Raw genomic sequence first — 18849 nt, forward strand, 5'->3', positions numbered from 1 at the left:
GTACAGTTGCTTTTTAGCATTCATATATCCTATATCATACGTCCTACATCCTGATGTTAATTTTTAGCTTCCAGCGTGGCCAGTTTTTGTTTGGCTTCGGCTTTGATGGTTTCGTCGGATGTGTTTTCGATGATTGAATTCAGGACGGCTTTGGCCTGGGCCGTTTCATCCTGCGCTACGTTGTTGTCGGCTACCAAGATGAAGGCTTTACCTTTCCAGTACTCAAATTCAGCAAACTGTTCGTTGAATTTGAGCAACGTAGCAACCGACTCTTTATACTTTTTCTGCCGGAACAGTATATCGCCGAGGTAATACTGCGCTTCGGCTCCATTGACGTCTTTGGCCAGCGCAATTGTCTTGTCAAACTCGGTCTGGGCGGTTTTGTAATCGCCTTTTCCGAACGCAACTTTACCCAGCATCAACTGCGCCCGGTTCTGGGCCCCCGGCACGACACTGCCGCCCGCTACGAGGTCGCGGGCAATCACCGCGGCTGAATCCGGTTTGGGATAGACGAAGTACGTATCCATCATCCCCAACTGAGCCGCTACCTGCTCGGCTTTGCTGCTCGACTTGCTCAGGATAATCTGGTAGTTCCGTATGGCACGGGGGTAATTTTTCTGCTTCGCTTCCAGATCAGCCGCCCGTGTTGCCGCCCGTACCAGGTAGTCTGATTTATTGTCGGTAACAATCAGGTTGTAATAGCGAAGTGCATTGGCTACGTCGCTGGTCTGACGATACGATTCCGCTACGTAGTAACGGGCTTCATTGGTATTCGGGCTGGCCGGATACTCCTGCATAAACGCCTGCAACGATTGGATGGCCTGCGGATATTTTCCACTCGAATAAATATCCTTGGCGTTCTCGAACTGCACCCGCTCCACATCGGTACTGGCCGGGTTGCTTTTCTTGTATTGGCCGAGCACCTTCGAAAACTCTTCCGGACGACCCGCATCGTTCAGCGTATTCTGAATGCCTAATAAGGCACTTTGGGCCTGTTCAGAATTGCCGTAATTATCCAGAATGCGTTTGTAGTCGGCTACGGCGGGGTCATATTGCTGGATGTTGCCGTAAGCAATAGCCCGTTTGAGCAGCGCGGCCGGAATGATCGGGCTGTTGGGTTTATCCTGGATAAGTTTGGTGAATCCCTGAATAGCGGCTTGATACGAACCCTTTTCAAAATCCACGTTGGCTGTCTGGAAGAGGGCTTCTTCCACAAAACGGGACGTCGGGTATTGCTTCTGCACCTGATCGAACTGCGCCTTTGCTTCAGCATCGCGCCCTACGTAGCTCAGAATAACCGCTTTCTGGTAGGCGGCATAATCCTTGTCGGGGGCGTTCTGCGCAATCGCCAGATCGTAGGAGCGCATAGCGTTTTCGTACTGCTTGGTGGCGAAATATGAATCCGCTAGGCGAATCGTCGCATCCTGCACCTGGGCCCGGTCTTCGGCCGTCGCTCCCTTGCTGACGTAATCGCGAAAGTACGGCAGCGCATGGGTGTAGTCTTTTTTATTGAAGTACGCATACCCGAGCGCATACAAGCTCTTGGTTGCGTAAGTGCCGGAACTGGATTTTGAGATACTGGCGTAGAGTGGAATGGCTGTATCATATTGTTTGCCCGCCGAATAGGCTTCGGCTTTCCAGAACTGGGCGGCCTGCTGCAGATCGGCGTCAACGGGAAATTTCAAGGACTTGTCGAGGTTGGCGACAGCCTGCGGGTAACGTTCGGCATTGAAATCGCTCACGCCCTGGTTGTAGGTCAGTCGTTGATACGTAGCGTTTATTTTAGGCGTCCTCTTCTTCAAGCCTTCAATGTAAGCAATGGCTGCCGGGTAGTTGTTGGAGGCAAAATAGGCCTCGCCGACTAACTCATTGGCTTCATTCTCAAATTTGCTGTTCGGGTACTGTTTCAGGAAGCTGGTCAATTCCTTTACGGCATCGGCTCCGTTGTTCTGATCTACCTGCAGTTTCGCATGGTTAAACCGGGCTTCTTCCTGGATCTCGGGGTTGAACGACAACCGCCCCGCCTGATCGAATGCATTTAAAGCGTAACTTGGATTCTGCGTCTGTAAGTAGCTAACCCCCAGCGTATAAGCGGCATATTGCGCCGTGGTGTCTTTGCCGCCCGCCAAGGTCTTCAATTGGGTAATGGCGTCATTATAAGCTCCCGTCCGGAACAGCGACTGACCGTAGCGAAATTTAACAGCGCCCGGTGTTTTGGCCCCGGCTGCCGTGAGGTACTGCTTATAATACGGAATCGCTTTGGCGAATTGATTCTGCTGGTAATACACTTCGGCGGTATATAAAGCCACTTCGCTCATGGCCGACCCCTGGTTCCGCTTTAGCAAGGGTTCGGTATACGCCAGCAACTCATCAAAGCGACGCTGGCGGTACAGTGCCTGCGCGATCCAGTTCGGAACCTGATTCTGATACGTTGGATTGTTTTCAATACGCCGGAAATCCGCGACGGCTTCGTTGAAGTTCCGGTTGCGGAAGTTGATGACGCCCGCGTAGTAGGACGCTGCCGGCGCATCGGTCGAGTTGGGATCAACTTTTACGTCGTTCAGCAGCGGCAGCGCCTTTTTTAAATCCTGGGTATTGTAGTAGGAAAGCGCCAGCTGGTATTTAAACGTTGTCTGCTGGGCACTGCTGCCTCCCTGAGCTACCGCTTTTTCCAGGAAATCGATGGCCTTGGTATAATCCTGCCGATTATAATAGTACGTACCTAAATCGCCGTACAACTGGCTCGCTTTTGGGTGCTGGCTGTGGTTCTTGACGAAGCGATCGACAAGCAACTCCGCGCCGGGCTCATCGACATACAAACTGGTGAGGGCCACGTAGTACTCGGCTTCTACCGCGTTCTGATCGCCCGTATTGAGCAGTGTCTGCGAGCCATCGCCCCGCCTTGGTTCCAGATACTGACGAAATTCATAGCGAGCAGCGGCATAATTAGCTTTCTCGAACAGTTCGAGCCCATTCCGAAAATGGTAATCGGGCTCGGCGTAACTCTGGGTGCGCTGGGCAAAAACCGACAGCGTTGTAAGTAGCCCAAGGGTCAGGGAGAGAAAAAGCCGACTACCTAAGAAATAGACTGGCTGGCGTTGACCCAATTGGGTGGTTGAATAGGGCATAAACGAAATCAACGGTTGTGAATGCTTGGAATGCGTCGTAGTTTCGCCGACGAATTGGCGAATTACATGTCAAATCTGGACAAAAAACGAAGGTATTCCTGTTTCCGTATGAAAAAAAACGCCCGGCTCCTGTATTTACTTACTGTCTGGACATTTTTTATCCCATTTTTTTCAATTGCCCGTTCCCGTTTGGCCGATGATGAAACACCGGCAGCCGCGTCGCCCGTCATTACGTACGTCCTGTCGATGCCCGAACCCCAGACGCACTACTTTGAGGTTGAGATGCAGGTAAAGAATACGGCATCAGCCACGAATGCGAAAAAAAATGGATACCTGGATATCAAAATGCCCGTCTGGACACCGGGTTCGTACCTGATTCGGGAGTATGCCCGGAACGTCCAGGGATTTGCGGCCACGGCGGGCGGGAAACCGCTGACCAGCGAAAAGGTCAGCAAAAACACCTGGCGCATAACATACCCTGCTGCAACGGAAGACAACCTGACGATTCGCTACCGGGTGTATGCCAATGAACTCACCGTTCGGACGAGTTTTGTCGATGCCGACCACGGGTACGTAACGCCCGCGAGTATGTTTATGTACCATGATGCGCTGAAAAATATACCCCTGCGCGTGGTTGTGCAGCCGTATAAAACCTGGAAAAGCGTAGCTACAGCGCTGGAACCCGTTGTCGGACAGACGTTTACCTATGAAGCGCCCGATTTTGACCTACTGGTGGATTCGCCCATTGAGATTGGCAATCATCATACATTTACCTTTACGGCTTCAAACGTACCGCACTCGGTGGCCATGTTTGGGGATGTAGATTACGATGAAAAGCGACTAGCCGCGGATTATAAGCGCGTTTGTGAAGCCGCTGCGACGGTTATCGGCGAACACCCGTGCAACCACTATACCTTCATTGTGCATCATATTCCGTCGGGTGGGGGCGGGCTGGAACACCTGAACTCCACGACGCTGGAAACATCCCGTAATGCGTACGCCACCGAAGCGAACTACAAAGGATTTCTGACGCTGGTTGCCCACGAGTATTTTCACCTCTGGAATGTAAAACGGATTCGACCCGTCGCGCTGGGACCGTTCAATTACGAGGCCGAAAATTACACCCATATGCTCTGGTTGTCGGAAGGCGGCACCTCGTTTTACGAAGACTACATTCTGCGTCGGGCCGGCTTTCACACCCCGGAGACCTACCTGAATATTGTCGGGATCGATATTACCAACATCGAAAACCAACCCGGCAACCGCGTTCAGTCAGCGGCTGAATCGAGTTGGGATGCGTGGATAAAAGAATACCGGCCCAACGAAAATTCGGCCAACACCACCATTTCCTATTACAGCAAAGGCAGTGTGCTGGGAACATTGCTGAATCTGGCGATACTGGCGGGAAGCAACGGCGAACGTAGTATGGACGACCTGATGCGGTTCCTGTATGCCGAATACTACAAAAAACAGAAACGTGGCTTCACCGATGAGGAGTTCCGGCGGGCGGCTGAGCAAATCGCCGGTCGATCACTTGACGATTTTTTTACCATCGGTGTCAATTCGGCGGAGCCAATCAACTACAACACGTATTTCGAACCGGTAGGCCTGCGACTCGTCAACGTAGCGGCTAGCGGCCCGGCGGCCCGGAACCAGGACGGTTTCCTGGGGGCGTCTACGACGGTGTCAAACGGGAAAGCGACCATCGCGAGTGTCCGGCGTGGGTCGGGTGCCTATATCGGTGGCCTGAACGTAGGCGATGAAATCATCTCGGTCGATAGCGTGCGGGTCGGCGACGATCTGCTCCGGCTCATCAGCGGTCACCGGGCTGGGGAAACCATTAACGTGCTCGTTAACCGGGGTGGTTTTCTGCGGGAAATCCCCATCACGCTGACACAAAACCCATTGGCCAGCTACCGGCTGGAACCGCTGCCGAACGTATCGCCCGCCCAGAAAGCGCTCTATAACAAATGGCTGTACATCAAATAGCCGCTGCTACGTTGGTCGCGTAATCATTGGCTTGTAGACAGGCGAATTAATCGTCAGCTCGGTGGTTTACTTAGCGATTTGGCCACATCCCGAAAACCACCGTGGTTTTCGGGATGTCCCGGCTTATTTACGCGCCAATTGCAGTTCGGCGTTCTTTTGGGCGACGTTATTCCTGATTTTGGGTACGGTTTTCAGGTATTCGTAGATAGCGCCCACTTCGCGGTCCGACAACGACAGCTTAGGTTCCATCGGGTATTTTAAAATACTGCCATCGGGCCGAACCCCCGTTTTTACGGCCCGGATAAACTGCTCTTTCGTGTAGGTTTTGGCAATGCCCGTCTCCTGGTCGAACGTCAGGTTGGCGGTGATTACTTTTTTGCCTCCTTCGCCGACCATCTCAATGCCCCCGCCATAATAGCCTTTGGTTTTACTCGGATGGACTTTGTCTTGGTCAATCAAATCGCCCGAATGGCAGGCGTAACAATCACCGATCGCATCCGCTGTGTACTTGCCCAGGGCCACCATATCGTTGCTATCAGGCGACGCCACAATCGTTTGTGGGTAAGGCAGTGGTTTCATCAGCGTATGCGTCAGCACCTTCGAAATCAGGCTTAGCTCGGATGCCTGAGGCTCCTGCTTCGATGCCTGCACCGGGAACCGATCCGAGCGCAGCCAGGCTACCACCGACCGGAGATCTTCATCCGCCATGTTCGGGTATTGGGGCATAACCGGCGCATACGACCCATCGCGCCGAACGCCCGTGCGGAGAAAATAAATAAGTTCTCCATCGGTCCAGTTGCCGATACCCTTCTCTTTGTCCTGGGTAATGTTTTTGGAATAAAGCTTGCCAAACAGGGCCGGTACTTCGGCCAGGTACTTGCCCGTCACCCGATTATCTTTATCGGCGTGGCAACTCATGCACTGAATCTGAGCGATCGCTTCCCCCCGGGCAATTCGGCTGGCGGTGACGTCCACCTTCAGGTCGGGAATCGCCGGTGGATCGTAGGTTGGTACGCCCGAAATCGCTACGTAGATGCAGAAGCCGGCCAGCAGTGCAAGGACGCTTCCCAGCACAACGCCGATGATTTTACTTATTTTTTTCATGGTCACTAACGAATTAAAAAGAGGAGATTTGTTGGGTACTGATTTGGGTAAAATTGTAGCCGGAGCGCCCTGTTTTCAATCAGAATGTCTCCGAAACGGAAAAAGCACCTGTTGAAATGAGGCAACAGGTGCTTCAATTGGCGAACCTGAACGAGCGCGGCTCCTTCGATTTATGGGCCGCTCGATTCGCCAAAATCATTCTTACTTTATTTCGCCCCTGTCCGTAATTTTGCGGCATGCAAAAACCCACAGTACCCAAAGGCACCCGTGACTTCGGTCCGGAGCAAATGCGCAAACGGCTCTTTATTTTCGATACCATTCGGCAGACCTTCCAACGATTTGGCTTTCAACCCCTGGAAACACCGGCCATGGAGAATCTCACTACGTTGACCGGAAAATACGGGGATGAAGGCGATCAGCTTCTCTTTAAAATCCTGAATTCCGGTGACTTTGCCGGGGATCTGACGGCGGCAGATTTACAGGCCGGTTCAAAAAAAATTACGCCTAAAATTGCCGAAAAAGGACTGCGTTACGATCTGACGGTACCGTTTGCCCGTTACGTAGTGATGAACCGGAATGCGCTGACCATGCCGTTCAAGCGGTACCAGATGCAGCCCGTCTGGCGTGCCGACCGGCCCCAGAAAGGCCGGTATCGGGAGTTTTATCAGTGCGACGCCGACGTAGTGGGAACGGATTCACTGCTATGTGAGGCCGAAATTGTGCTGATGATCCATGAGGTATTCCGGAATCTGGGTGTTCTGGATTTTACGCTGAAAATTAACAACCGCAAAATTCTGGCGGGTATTGCCGAGGTCATTGGCGTACCGGGCCAGGAGGGATTGTTGAGCGTAGCGATTGACAAACTCGACAAAATCGGGAAGGAAAAGGTGCTGGATGAACTGCGTGAGCGGGGTTTTGGGGAGGAAGCTATCAGCCAGCTCAATCCGCTCTTCAGCTTTGGTGAACTTGATCCGTTGCAGGTAGTAAAGCAACTAAAAACGTGGCTCACTACGTCCGAAACCGCCCAACAGGGCCTTACTGAACTGGAAGAGACACTGCAATTTGTCGATCAGTACGGTCTGACGGATTCTCGTATTGAGCTGGATCCTACCCTGGCGCGCGGACTTTCCTATTATACCGGTGCCATTTTTGAAGTAAAAGCCAACGGGGTGTCCATGGGTAGCGTGAGTGGGGGCGGGCGATACGATAACCTGACGGGAGCATTTGGTATGCCGGGCCTGTCCGGTGTGGGCATTTCGTTCGGGGTGGATCGGATTTATGATGTCATGGAGGAACTCAACCTGTTTCCCGCCGGTGCCGGGCAGGGTACACGCCTGCTGATTGTTCCCTTCGATCCAGAAGCCCGTGCGGTAGCGTTGCCGTTGTTGAGTCAGCTACGGGCATCGGGCGTTACGGCCGAGGTCTATCCCGACATAGCGAAAGTGAAGAAAATGCTCGATTACGCGAATGCAAAGGCCATTCCATACGTAGTGCTTATCGGATCAGAAGAAGTGCAGACGGGTTTGTTAACCAGTAAAGATATGGTGACAGGCCAACAAGGGAAGACAACCGCCAGTGAATTGATTCAATTACTGGCACCTGGCTCATTTTAATGTAGTTTTAATACCTCATAGCGGTCAGAATACGGTTTATTTACGGTACTCGTTCATGTAAATAGCTGGGCCTTTAGCCCCTGTATGTCGTCTAATTCAATTAACAAAGTTTCGCCACAGGGACTGCTGGTCGCCATCGGTATCGTTTTTGGAGATATTGGCACGTCGCCTTTATACACCCTGGCTGCTGTCATGCGCGGTAAGGAGTTATCCGAAACGCTGGTGCTGGGTACGCTGTCGTGTGTGATCTGGACGCTAACCCTCCAGACGACGATCAAATACGTGATCATTACCCTGCGCGCCGACAACAATGGCGAGGGAGGGATTTTTTCGCTCTATGCACTGGTGCGTAAGTTTTCGGGCCGCTGGCTTATGTACCCGGCCATTATCGGGGGCGCCTTCCTGCTGGCCGACGGCCTGATCACCCCACCTATTTCAGTGGCGTCGGCCATCGAAGGGTTATTGATTTTCGATCCGAAACTCAACACTGTACCGATTGTCATCGGGATTCTGATCGCCCTGTTCGTGAGCCAGCAATTCGGTACGCAGCAGTTGGGCCGCTTATTTGGGCCGGTTATGCTGGTCTGGTTTACGTTCATCGGCGCTATCGGCTTCTATGCGTTATGGGGGCAACCGTCGGTCCTGAAAGCGATCAATCCCCTGTACGGGGCCCGGTTACTGATGCAATATCCCGGCGGCTTTTGGCTATTGGGCGGTATTTTTCTCTGCACGACCGGAGCGGAGGCCCTTTACTCCGATATGGGGCATTGTGGCCGGGGTAACATTCGGGTGAGCTGGGCCTACGTAAAACTTACGTTACTGCTTTCCTATGCCGGCCAAACGGCCTGGCTTATGCAGCACCTGGGCACACGATTAAGCGAAACCAGCCCATTTTACAGCATCGTACCGGGGCCGATCGTCGTGTTCAGTATTATTCTGGCGACCATGGCGACCATTATTGCCTCACAGGCCCTGATCAGTGGGGCGTTTACGCTCGTCGGGGAAGCCATGCGGCTAACCTTCTGGCCCCGGCAACGCGTCGCCTATCCGTCCGATGAACGGGGTCAGCTATATGTACCGTTTGTGAACTGGGGGCTGATGGTAGGGTGTATTCTGATCGTCCTGCACTTCCGCGAGTCTAAAAACATGGAAGCGGCCTACGGGCTGGCTGTTACGTTGACCATGCTCATGTCCACGATTCTGATCAATGCCTATTTACGCCATAAGAAGGTTAATTCAATCATCACAGTATTGATAACCGCCCTTTTCCTGACTGTCGATATCACGTTTTTAGCCGCTAACCTGGTTAAGTTTGAAGAAGGCGGCTGGATTTCGGTGACGCTCGGGCTGCTGTTGATGGCCCTGATGTTATTCTGGCACCAGGGCGAGTCAATCCTGAAGACGTTTATCCAGTATGATTCGCTGCCGGGCAATCTAAACGTACTGAAAGCCCTGAGCAATGACACGTCAATCCCCAAATTCGCTACGCATCTGGTCTACATGACCACCGCTGAGGATGCGAAAGAGATTGAATCGGAAATTCTTTATTCCATCCTGAACCGGGCGCCCAAACGGGCTGATATTTACTGGTTTATCCACGTCGTTGTCGAAGATGATCCGTATGGGATGCGGTATAAAGTGGATACGCTGGCGCAGGAGGACGTCTATTTCGTTACGTTCTTCTTAGGTTTTCGCGTCGAGCCACGGATCAACCTGTTATTCCGCATGGTCGTGTCCGAACTGGAAAAGAATAAGGAAGTCACGGTTGAAAGTCGTTACCAATCACTTAACGTCCACCGCGTTCCGGGCGATTTCCGGTTCGTGCTCTTCAAGCGATTTTTGTCGTACGACAACGACCTGTCAATTGGTCAGAAACTTATCATGAATGGCTACCTGGCCCTCAAATACATTTCCCTGACACCCCAAGCTACCTACGGGCTGGATACCAGCAATATCGTTGTCGAGGAAGTGCCGCTGGTGCTGGCCACACCTAAAATGCTGCCTTTAGAGCGCATTCTTCCCAAGCAGCCAAGCCATAGTCACGCCGGAAATGTGTGACAAATCGACGACCGGGTAGGCGATTGTGACCATGTCAGCCTGGCTACTACGTTAGATTGACCTGGCAGCCAGATGAACAGCGGCCAAGCTATCGGGTTGTGCCAGGCTGGCTACGTCTCCAATGACGATGATGGCCGGATTGCCAATGGTGCTGGAGGCTACTTGTCCTTCTATAGTCGATACGCGCCCGACGATCATTTGCTGATCGGCCAGGGTACCGTTCTGGATAATAGCCACCGGGGTTTCACCTTTACCACAGTCCGCAAAAACGGCGGTTATTTCGGCGAGTTTGTGCATGCCCATCAAGACCACAACCGTGGCTGATGACTGGGCCGCCAGCCGAAGGTCGGTAGAGAGCTGTCCGGCTTTTGTCGTACCCGTGACGACCCAGAAACTTTCCGAAATACCACGGGTTGTGAGCGGAATACCCACGGAAGCCGGTACCGCGTAACTGCTTGAAATACCCGGAATAACCTGGGTTTCGATGCCGTGCTGACGGGCAAACTCAATTTCTTCGTACCCCCGTCCGAACACGAACGAATCGCCACCTTTGAGTCGTACGACGTGCCCGTACTGCTGCGCATAATGCACGATCAGCGGATTGATGTCTTCCTGCATACACGAATAGGCACCCCGACGCTTGCCTACGTACACCTTGAGGGCATCGGGGCGGCAATGGTCGAGTAAATCAGGATGAACCAGGGCGTCGTACATAACCACATCGGCCTGTTGTAACGCCTGAATTCCCTTTACCGTTATCAGGTCCGGATCGCCCGGACCGGCTCCTACAAGCGTGAGTTTCATGAAGATGTATGGTATAGGATGTATGGTATAGGATGTGATTTCCTGGGTGAAGAAATACAGTCTATATCATACATCATACATAAATTTAGCTGTCCTGGGCCTGCGTTAATGCCTGTAATTCAGGGAGGCCTTCCCGTTCAATCTGGGCTTCGCGGTAGGTTTGAACCGCCTGCAGGAAGGCGTCTGCCTGCGCAATGAACCGGCGGGCAAATTCTTCCGACGGCTCCTGCTTGTTGATACTGAACACAAGGGTTTTGAACTCGCCTTCCTCCTGATGGAAATCGGTTTCGCCCAGGAAGTTTTTGTCGAAATCGCTCACGATGCCGTGCTGGGTATTGGTCGGAATGTCGCGGCTCATTAACGCGGCCCGGGCCCCGGTGATAAATACGTTGTAGCTATGGTATAAGGCATCGGCCCAGCGGCTTTCCCCAATCGCTTCCCGCGCCCAGCCCAGTTTCTCGGCCGCTTCGGTTAACGTAGTAGCCACCAGGTCGATCAGCACACTGGCGCATTCACCAATCCCCACTTCCGTAACGTACTGTTCGGTATGGTCCCAGTCAATGTAATCGCTGTCGACCAGCGTTTTCAGATCGGCTAGCGGCTTCAGGAGCTGGTAAAAATAGTTTTTACCCTGGCGGGCATAGTAGTCACTATAATATTCACCGTCCAGGCTGTTTGCTTCAGCATCACGTAATAGAACCCGCAATGAATCGGGGCCGCGTTTCGCCGGAATCTTAATGACTTTATCCGCAATTAACCCTTCCCCTTTTCCGTTGAAGCCCCCCCCCAGCAAAACCTGAAGCGCCGGTAACACATACGCGCCATTCTTGAGGGACGAACCATGGTAGCCGATGTTGGCTACGGAGTGCTGCCCGCAGCCGTTCATGCAGCCCGAAATCTTGATTTTGATGTCATCGTTGTACACCAGGTCGGGAAATTCATCGTGCATCATCCGTTCCAGCGCCCGCGTGATGCCGTAGCTGCTCGATATGGCGAGGTTACAGGTATCCGTTCCAGGGCAAGTCGTAATATCAGCGGTGGTATCGAAACCGGGCTCAGCCAGCCCCAACGCGTCGAGCGCGTTGAATACAGCGGTAAGATCCTCCGGCCGGATAAACCGTAGTAAATACCCCTGGTTAACCGTTACCCGTATGTCATCGGCCGCATACTGCTTCACGATCTGAGCCAGTGCCCGCGCGGTATCCGAAGGCATGTCGCCCAGCAGAACCCGTAATTGCACCGCATACCAGCCCGCCTGCTTTTGCTCGAACACGTTGGTCCTGAACCAGGTATTCAGTTTTGGGTTTTCGGTCTGGAGAACGTAGTTGCCGACTTCCGGACGGCTTGGATACTGTTTTTCCGCCGAAAACGGTGAGCTGTCAACGGTGAACGTTTTGTTTTTGAGGGCCAGTGTTTCGTCGTTGACCCGGCGGAGCAGTTCATCCAGTCCAATGTCGTTCAGCAGGTATTTCATCCGGGCCTTGTGACGTTTCTGGCGTTCGCCGTAGCGATCGAATACCCGAATAACGCCTTCTATAAACGGAATGACGCGGTCTTCTTGCAGAAATTCAAAGGCCGTCTGCGCCGAAAAAGGCTGCGCGCCCAGGCCACCACCGAGCATCACCTTGAAGCCCTGTCTGCCATCCTGAACACGTGCCACTAAACCGACATCATGCATATAGCCGTAGGCTGAATCCTTTTCGCTCGATGAAACGGAGATTTTGAATTTCCGGCCCATATCCTGACAGATTGGATTGCGCAGGAAATAATCAAAAATCGAGTAGGCGTAGGGCGTAATGTCAAAGGGCTCTTCGGGATCAATGCCTGCCCGGGCCGAACCTGTTACGTTCCGAACGGTGTTGCCGCAGGCTTCCTTGAGCGTAATGCCGGCGTCTTCGAGGTCGGCCCAGAGCTGGGGCGAGTCGGCCAGTTTAACAAAGTGCAGTTGAATATCCTGCCGGGTGGTCGCGTGGAGATTCCCCGTCGCGTAGGTGTCCGATAAATCGGCAATGCGAATGAGCTGGTCGGCCGTGATCCGTCCGTGGGGCAGTTTGATGCGAATCATCTGCACACCCGGTTGCCGCTGGCCGTACACCCCCCGCGTGAGCCGGAATTTCCGAAACGCTTCATCGGCTATATCGCCGGCGCGGAACGAACTGATTTTCTGTTCAAGGTCCAGAATGTCACGACGGGCGGCTTGGCTTACGTTATCGGTCAGTAGGATAGACATAATGGTATGTAGTCTATAGGATTAATCAACTAATATCTTAAAACGAAACGCCGGGTCATTCCGGCGTTTGATTTACGTACAAATATAAAACCCATTGGCCCCGGTTAAGTTCACCAAATGCCCAACTTCTGGTTATGGACGATAAAGTGTGGTTATATCCGGGTATGCATCACAGGGAACAGTCATTGACACATTCGTGCCACCAAATGAGGCCGATGTGAGATTGAACCGGGCACTAAAGAAACCGTCACCCTAACCGGCCGTTCAGGATCATACACCGGTCTATCCCCTCATTTTTAAACCCACGCCTGTTGCTCCCCGGTCGGAGTAAATCTTTTCATCTTTCCGGTTCTTAACGTAGTGAGGAGCAATACGCAATTCTCATGACCGTCAGGTCGATAATTTATCGGGCTTTTGCATAACTCTTGTCAAACAGCGACCTGTTTTATCTAGTTGTACCCCTGTAATCGAATGGTAGGGAGAGTCTGGGTTAAGTTCAGACCACTTGTAGGTTGACCGATAATTGGCTAATGTCATTATATTGGGCGTTGAAATAGCGTACTAATGCCGTCTGTTTTACGAAACAGTAGCCTTATCAGGGAGGGAATAGCCAGACGGTCAGCCGGATTAGCGTCGTTGTGGTGGCCAATAAGGCGGTAAGTGGACGAACGTGTTTTTCGCTGAAATGATAGATTAGCCTCAACCAAAGGCTTATAGATAGATTTCGGAACTATTTTTAGGGCTGGTTTCGCTTACCTAAAATCAATTGTTGTATTTTTGGAGATAAGGGGAATTCAAAAGTTTGCCGTATATTGACGATTTTTGCGAGTCTTCGCGTTCGATTACTTGTTGGGCCTTTTCATTCTAAATTCATTTTTAACTTTTAAAACTATGAAAGTACGTTTTTCTCATTTTGTTACATTCGGAACTGGGCTGGTAGCGCTGTTGCTCATGCTTGTTATTTCCTGCAAGGGTCCTGAAGGCCCGGCCGGACCAACAGGCGCAACGGGTGCTACTGGAGCAACAGGCGCCACGGGGCCTGCCGGAGCCAGTGGTGTAGCGGGTGCCACTGGACCAATGGGTAATGCCAATGTTGTTTATACGGATTGGAAGGCCGTTGATATAAGCGGTACTGTTTTTAAATACCCGAACCTTAGCCGGGTTCAACTGGTGCCAGCCAGTACGTCGAATGCCTTGCTTACAAAAGACGCGATCGATAAGGGTGTCATTTATGTCTACTATAAATTTGGTCAGCTTTCGTACAATCAGACGTCCGGCTACACGCTGGTCGAACGGATCAAGCAGGACACTGTAACGGCCGCCGTCAAAATTCCCGGCCGTACGACCAATAATATCAACGATTACACTAGTTATCAGATTGTTACGGATGATTTGGGGCAAAATTACTTTTCGCCCAGGATCTTCATATTTTCAGGTATTTACAATACCACCTCGGGTTCCTATGATGCAATTCCGGAACTGATGTTCAAGCCAGACCAGTTATATCGGGATATGCTGGCTACCTATCCGCAGTACCGTATCGTCGTGGTGTACGGTAGTGTAAAAGGTCGTGTGGGGGCGGTTGACTTCCATGATTATGCCGCCGTTAAACAGGCCTTTAATTTACCTGATTAACGAAACTTAGGCCAAAAAAAGATCGGTCCATGGGAAGACGCTTCCCATGGACCGATCTTTTTTTGTTATTTACTACCGCAGTGTTTGCGGACCGGCACACTCCTCAGTCATGTTGCGTATTGCTTAAAACATGTCGTGCCTGTTACCGGCGTCCTGCCAATCGGTATCCATGTCGCCAAATCGTTTGGCTACCCTACTAAGAAAGGGCTCGTCGAGCATCAGGTGCACAGCGGTAGGATCACTCATATCCATTTCGTTGATCTTATACGTTTGTTCATAGGGACCCGCTTCAATTTTGACGATATATTTGCCATTCCAGGCGTAAAGGCCGATACGGAATTGAGGGTGGGGGATATCCTGAACGAAACGCATGGTAGCAATGATTAATTAACAATGATTACTAGTTTTGACAATGGGGTATAGACTGACAAAGGTAGGCAACTCTTTCTGCCACTCGTTCATTTGGGTATTCATCATTTATCATTCAGCACTCATCCTTCTTTCCTGTTCTACTGCCACTGATGAAGCGGCTCAGTTTTTTCTGAAGGGCAATGTACAACTGCAAAAGCGCGAGTATCGGGAAGCCATCCGGTATTATTCGGAAGCGCTGGCAAAAAAGCCAGACTTTGCGGATGCGTACAGTAATCGGGGTTTAGCAAAGTTTCGAAACGACGATCGGGAGGGTGCCCTCGCCGATTATACCCGGGCTATCGACGCCGACGCTGATTTTAGTACGGCTTATTTTAACCGGGCGGAGGTTCGACTGGACATGGGTGACCTTACGGGTAGTCTGGCCGATTTACAACGCATCGAAAAACAGTATATAGATTCTACTTTCTATCAAACCCGACTGGGCGATACGTATGTACGGCTCAACAAACCTGCCGATGCTCAGGCAGCGTATGATCGGGCCGTTCAGCTTAAGCCGGATAACGTAGAAGCCCTTACGAATCGGGGCGCCTTGTTTTTTAGTCAAAAAGCCTATGAACAGGCTGGTCAGGACATTCGGCGGGCGCTGCAGCTTAACCCCAATCAGGATGCCGCGCTGAACAACCAAAGTTTGTTACTGGCCCATGCCGGAAACTATGCTGAAGCGCTTACCTATGTAGAGCGGGCCTTAGCTGTACGGTCGAATCAACCTTATTACCTGAACAATAAAGCGTTTTTACTGCTGAAACTGAATCGCCCAACCGAAGCGCTGCCCCTGGTGCAGGAATCCCTGCGGCTCGACAGCCAGAATGCCTGGGCGCATCAAACCCTTGGGCTCTACTTCCTGAGCGTAAAACAACCGGATAAGGCACTCCCCGAATTAAAACAGGCGGAAAAGCTGGACGCATCCGTCGATGCCTTGTATTATACACTAGGACTGGCCGAATGGGCAACCGGGAACAGAGCAGCTGCCTGCACGGCCTGGCAACGGGGCGAATCTGCCGGTGATCAGGCGGCCAAGCGCGAACGGGTGCTACGTTGCCGGTAATTCGCACGTCAAATGTTCAGTTAATAAACGTAGCGAATAACACCGGCCATCATTGAGCAGAGGAGGGGGTTATTTACTTTGGTCTCTTCACTGGCCAGGCGGCCCTGCGCATCATACGTTTTCTCCACCAGCGAAATTTGTTCGGTCGAATTGGGCAGGTATTCGCTGATCTGACGGCGATTATCGGCAAACCGGTGTTCAAAACGCCGGAATACTACGTCGTTGGCGCCAGACCAGGTTTCACGAACGAGCGTGTTGTTTCGGTATTCGTAAACGACCCGATGGTTCAGGATATGCTGGGCATCGAACCATTTCTGCTCCGTTTTTTTACCGTCCTGAAACGTGTAGTCAATTGTAGCCGTCAACACGCGTTGCTCCGGGCTATGCTGGTTGAAATACGTCTGTTCCTGGCTCAAGACCCCGTTGGTATATACATAGGTGGACTCGTTGTAAGGAACCCAGGTGGCTGTATTTCCGTATTTCCCATAAGTGATCTTGCTACTAAGCTGACCGTTCGGGGCATACAGGTAGTCGGTATACCCGAACCGTTCCATCTGGCCGGAAATCGCACGACTAAATTGTTCCATACGGGCTACTTGCCCGGCGGCATTATACGTATAAACTTCTTCGCTGGATGGGTTTTCACAATTAATCGAACCGCAAATCAGCTTTTTGGTCATGGGCGCTTCGTCTGTATACGTACCCAGTTGCGGGTCTATGCCGAAGGTCGATGCGTCATTGGGTTGGCAGGCTATCCCGCCTAAGGCTATGAACAGGAGTAGTAGTTGGGTTTTCATGCACAACAGGGCTGGTTAGTGTACCGTAAAGACCTCATTGAGCAGGTTTCCGTTGGAAGGCTCTCTCCGTTTTTACCTCTTTTTTTTTATCAGGAAGCTAATGCCAGCTTTATGTGAGCCAGATGATGTTGTACATGCCAGGCCGACATGGCCAGCGCCTGGGCCTGATCGACCCAAAACTGACGTACCGGATTGTAATACCGAATAGCCAGCGTTGTGTTATCCAGTGATTTTGCCAGGTAAACGTAGCGACGGTGAACGCCTTCGAACAAAAGCAGCGAATCCTCGATGGGAGCCGATGTTGCATCGGACGTAGTAGCCCAGGCATTCATATCGATCATCGTGGCTGTTTTATAGTCAGGCTCGGTGAGGGCTTTCTTCATGCGGACATAGTGCAGTAGCTGGATATCGGCAACATGATGCACCAGTTGCTGGATGGTCCAGCTACCTTCCCGATACGTTCTGGCCAAGTCATTGGGGGCGAGGTTTTCTACTAACTGCCGGTATTGAGCCGGACTGGTTTCAAGCACTTCAATCGCCTGTCGACGTTCGTCGGGGGTGTAGGTTGGCTGAAGAACTAACGGGCCGATGGGAAATTTACGATCCAGCATAAGTGTACGATTGACGAGTAACTACGGTCATGGAGCCTTACTCGTAGGGGATATATATTGATTACTCTCAGGAGTCTTTACGAAGCCAGGCTTTTTCCTGGCTTCCTGGTATGCTGCGCCAGTTGATTCAACTTTTTCCGCATGGGTAATTCGATCACGTTATAGGTCAGCGCCGATATCAACAGCACAATCGTAATATAGGCAAAACTGTACAGCCATAAAACAGGCATACTCGCACTGAAGGTAATGGATGGAAAGCGCTTTATGTATATTAACAGGAAATACATAATTGGCAGGTGCATCAAATATAATGAATAGGAAATATCACCCAGCCATACCAATGGTCTCAGATTCAGCAATACATTAGCGGCTCCTGAATTATACGCACTCATCAACACAATAGCGGCAAAAAGAAGTACCGTAATCATATCAGGTATATGGATACTTAACGTAATGAAAATCAGCGCTACCAGGCCCATCCATAAAAGACTGCTTTTCAAGGTTGCATAAAGCCATTTTATTTTATACAGGTCATAGATAAGCATACCAAAAAGGAAGCCGAAAAAACACCGGACAAAGCCATAGTCGTACGTAACATCAATCGAGTTTACTCTGGTCAAGTCGGGATAAGGCGATTTCGCCATAGACAACGGGTGTAAGTAGTAACTGATAAACAGATAACCCGCGATAATAAACCACAGCATACCCAATCGTTTACCTGGCGTTGTTTTCTGGAAGAACAGCATCAGCAGGGGAAAGAGAACATACATCCACCATTCTGTACTTATTGACCAGGAAGGGGCATTCCAGCTGAGAAACGTATGTACGCCCAACCCGTGGATTAAGAAAAGGTTGGTCGGTATGGCGTTTAGGTTATAGAGCTGATGGTCGAAGGCAGTTAATGTATTGGTTGCTTTATACCAGAAGTAGAAAGAAACCATGCATAAAAACGAAAACAGGTGTAATGGGTAAATGCGGGCAAAGCGCGCCCACATAAAGCGTTTAAACAGGTGCAGGTTGCTAATCGCCGAGAACGAATGGCCATAGACATGCACCATAATAAATCCACTGAGCAGAAAGAAGAAATCAACCCATAGATACCCCTTTCGTATAAAAAAATGGCTACCTGCCGGGGCTAATTGAAAGCAAATGCCATCAATGTGCAGAAAAATAACCAGCAGGGCTGCGATTCCCCTGAGGGAGGTGAGGGAAGAGAGATAGGTAGTTGGTTTCAAAAAATAGGGCCACGCATAGGTTGTTTACGGATACGCTGGTTACAACCGATCGTGTTATAGGATGGTAAGATTGAAAATTACTAACAAAAAAGTTTGGTAGTCGTATTAAAACAGGAATACTTCATAGAAACTGAGTAACTGGGACGGCCAGCCAATTTCTGGTGGTAT

General features: G+C 51.2%; 13 protein-coding genes. 5 read left to right on the forward strand and 8 right to left on the reverse strand.

The annotated features are described in order from the left end of the window. Positions 1-56 precede the first annotated feature (56 nt). On the reverse strand, positions 57-3128 hold the full coding sequence (locus tag ACYVEA_RS20155; protein ID WP_461115230.1) for a tetratricopeptide repeat protein: 3072 nt from the start codon (positions 3126-3128) through the stop codon (positions 57-59). A 108-nt stretch (positions 3129-3236) separates the two neighbouring features. Between ACYVEA_RS20155 and ACYVEA_RS20160 the strand changes: the two genes are divergently transcribed. Beyond that, on the forward strand, positions 3237-5117 hold the full coding sequence (locus ACYVEA_RS20160; protein ID WP_461115231.1) for a M61 family metallopeptidase: 1881 nt from the start codon (positions 3237-3239) through the stop codon (positions 5115-5117). A 123-nt stretch (positions 5118-5240) separates the two neighbouring features. Here ACYVEA_RS20160 and ACYVEA_RS20165 read toward each other — a convergent pair whose 3' ends face one another. Further along, complete coding sequence (locus ACYVEA_RS20165; RefSeq protein ID WP_461115232.1) at positions 5241-6221, reverse strand: c-type cytochrome; 981 nt, start codon at positions 6219-6221, stop codon at positions 5241-5243. Between the two features lie 236 nt (positions 6222-6457). Between ACYVEA_RS20165 and hisS the strand changes: the two genes are divergently transcribed. After that, a complete protein-coding gene (hisS, locus tag ACYVEA_RS20170) occupies positions 6458-7834 on the forward strand; it encodes a histidine--tRNA ligase (RefSeq protein WP_461115233.1) in 1377 nt (458 codons plus the stop codon). A gap of 84 nt (positions 7835-7918) precedes the next feature. Further along, positions 7919-9892, forward strand: coding sequence for a KUP/HAK/KT family potassium transporter (locus tag ACYVEA_RS20175; RefSeq protein ID WP_461115234.1), 1974 nt, complete (start codon positions 7919-7921; stop codon positions 9890-9892). A gap of 51 nt (positions 9893-9943) precedes the next feature. Here ACYVEA_RS20175 and cobA read toward each other — a convergent pair whose 3' ends face one another. After that, the gene (gene cobA, locus ACYVEA_RS20180; protein WP_461115235.1) at positions 9944-10696 is read right to left on the reverse strand and encodes a uroporphyrinogen-III C-methyltransferase; all 753 of its coding nucleotides are present in this window, start codon (positions 10694-10696) and stop codon (positions 9944-9946) included. Between the two features lie 85 nt (positions 10697-10781). Then, a complete protein-coding gene (locus tag ACYVEA_RS20185; protein WP_461115236.1) occupies positions 10782-12926 on the reverse strand; it encodes a nitrite reductase in 2145 nt (714 codons plus the stop codon). An 891-nt stretch (positions 12927-13817) separates the two neighbouring features. Between ACYVEA_RS20185 and ACYVEA_RS20190 the strand changes: the two genes are divergently transcribed. Next, complete coding sequence (locus tag ACYVEA_RS20190; protein ID WP_461115237.1) at positions 13818-14561, forward strand: hypothetical protein; 744 nt, start codon at positions 13818-13820, stop codon at positions 14559-14561. 123 nt (positions 14562-14684) lie between these two features. On the opposite strand, the gene ACYVEA_RS20195 is transcribed toward ACYVEA_RS20190, so the two are convergent. Beyond that, positions 14685-14933 carry a hypothetical protein gene (locus tag ACYVEA_RS20195; protein ID WP_461115238.1) on the reverse strand — a complete coding sequence of 83 codons (249 nt, stop codon included), beginning with the start codon at positions 14931-14933 and terminating at the stop codon, positions 14685-14687. Positions 14934-14973: 40 nt separating this feature from the next. On the opposite strand from ACYVEA_RS20195, the gene ACYVEA_RS20200 reads away from it, so the two are divergent. Further along, positions 14974-16038 (forward strand): tetratricopeptide repeat protein, encoded by a 1065-nt coding sequence (locus tag ACYVEA_RS20200; protein ID WP_461115239.1) that lies wholly within the window; start codon positions 14974-14976, stop codon positions 16036-16038. 20 nt (positions 16039-16058) lie between these two features. Here the strand turns inward: ACYVEA_RS20200 and ACYVEA_RS20205 are convergent, their stop codons facing one another. The 3 genes from ACYVEA_RS20205 to ACYVEA_RS20215 all read right to left on the reverse strand — a co-directional run bounded on the left by ACYVEA_RS20205 (position 16059) and on the right by ACYVEA_RS20215 (position 18681). After that, positions 16059-16835: a hypothetical protein gene (locus ACYVEA_RS20205; RefSeq protein ID WP_461115240.1), complete on the reverse strand. Its 777-nt coding sequence runs from the start codon at positions 16833-16835 to the stop codon at positions 16059-16061. An 89-nt stretch (positions 16836-16924) separates the two neighbouring features. Further along, complete coding sequence (locus ACYVEA_RS20210) at positions 16925-17446, reverse strand: DinB family protein (protein WP_461115241.1); 522 nt, start codon at positions 17444-17446, stop codon at positions 16925-16927. Positions 17447-17523: 77 nt separating this feature from the next. Then, positions 17524-18681 carry an acyltransferase family protein gene (locus ACYVEA_RS20215; RefSeq protein ID WP_461115242.1) on the reverse strand — a complete coding sequence of 386 codons (1158 nt, stop codon included), beginning with the start codon at positions 18679-18681 and terminating at the stop codon, positions 17524-17526. Positions 18682-18849 lie beyond the last annotated feature (168 nt).

The organism is Spirosoma jeollabukense (genome assembly GCF_054777855.1).

Coding starts and splice junctions, on each gene's coding strand:
- ACYVEA_RS20155 (WP_461115230.1), bottom strand. CDS start 3,128: ATGCCCTATTCAACCACCCAATTGGGTCAACGCCAGCCAGTCTATTTC.
- ACYVEA_RS20160 (WP_461115231.1), top strand. CDS start 3,237: ATGAAAAAAAACGCCCGGCTCCTGTATTTACTTACTGTCTGGACATTT.
- ACYVEA_RS20165 (WP_461115232.1), bottom strand. CDS start 6,221: ATGAAAAAAATAAGTAAAATCATCGGCGTTGTGCTGGGAAGCGTCCTT.
- hisS (WP_461115233.1), top strand. CDS start 6,458: ATGCAAAAACCCACAGTACCCAAAGGCACCCGTGACTTCGGTCCGGAG.
- ACYVEA_RS20175 (WP_461115234.1), top strand. CDS start 7,919: ATGTCGTCTAATTCAATTAACAAAGTTTCGCCACAGGGACTGCTGGTC.
- cobA (WP_461115235.1), bottom strand. CDS start 10,696: ATGAAACTCACGCTTGTAGGAGCCGGTCCGGGCGATCCGGACCTGATA.
- ACYVEA_RS20185 (WP_461115236.1), bottom strand. CDS start 12,926: ATGTCTATCCTACTGACCGATAACGTAAGCCAAGCCGCCCGTCGTGAC.
- ACYVEA_RS20190 (WP_461115237.1), top strand. CDS start 13,818: ATGAAAGTACGTTTTTCTCATTTTGTTACATTCGGAACTGGGCTGGTA.
- ACYVEA_RS20195 (WP_461115238.1), bottom strand. CDS start 14,933: ATGCGTTTCGTTCAGGATATCCCCCACCCTCAATTCCGTATCGGCCTT.
- ACYVEA_RS20200 (WP_461115239.1), top strand. CDS start 14,974: ATGGGGTATAGACTGACAAAGGTAGGCAACTCTTTCTGCCACTCGTTC.
- ACYVEA_RS20205 (WP_461115240.1), bottom strand. CDS start 16,835: ATGAAAACCCAACTACTACTCCTGTTCATAGCCTTAGGCGGGATAGCC.
- ACYVEA_RS20210 (WP_461115241.1), bottom strand. CDS start 17,446: ATGCTGGATCGTAAATTTCCCATCGGCCCGTTAGTTCTTCAGCCAACC.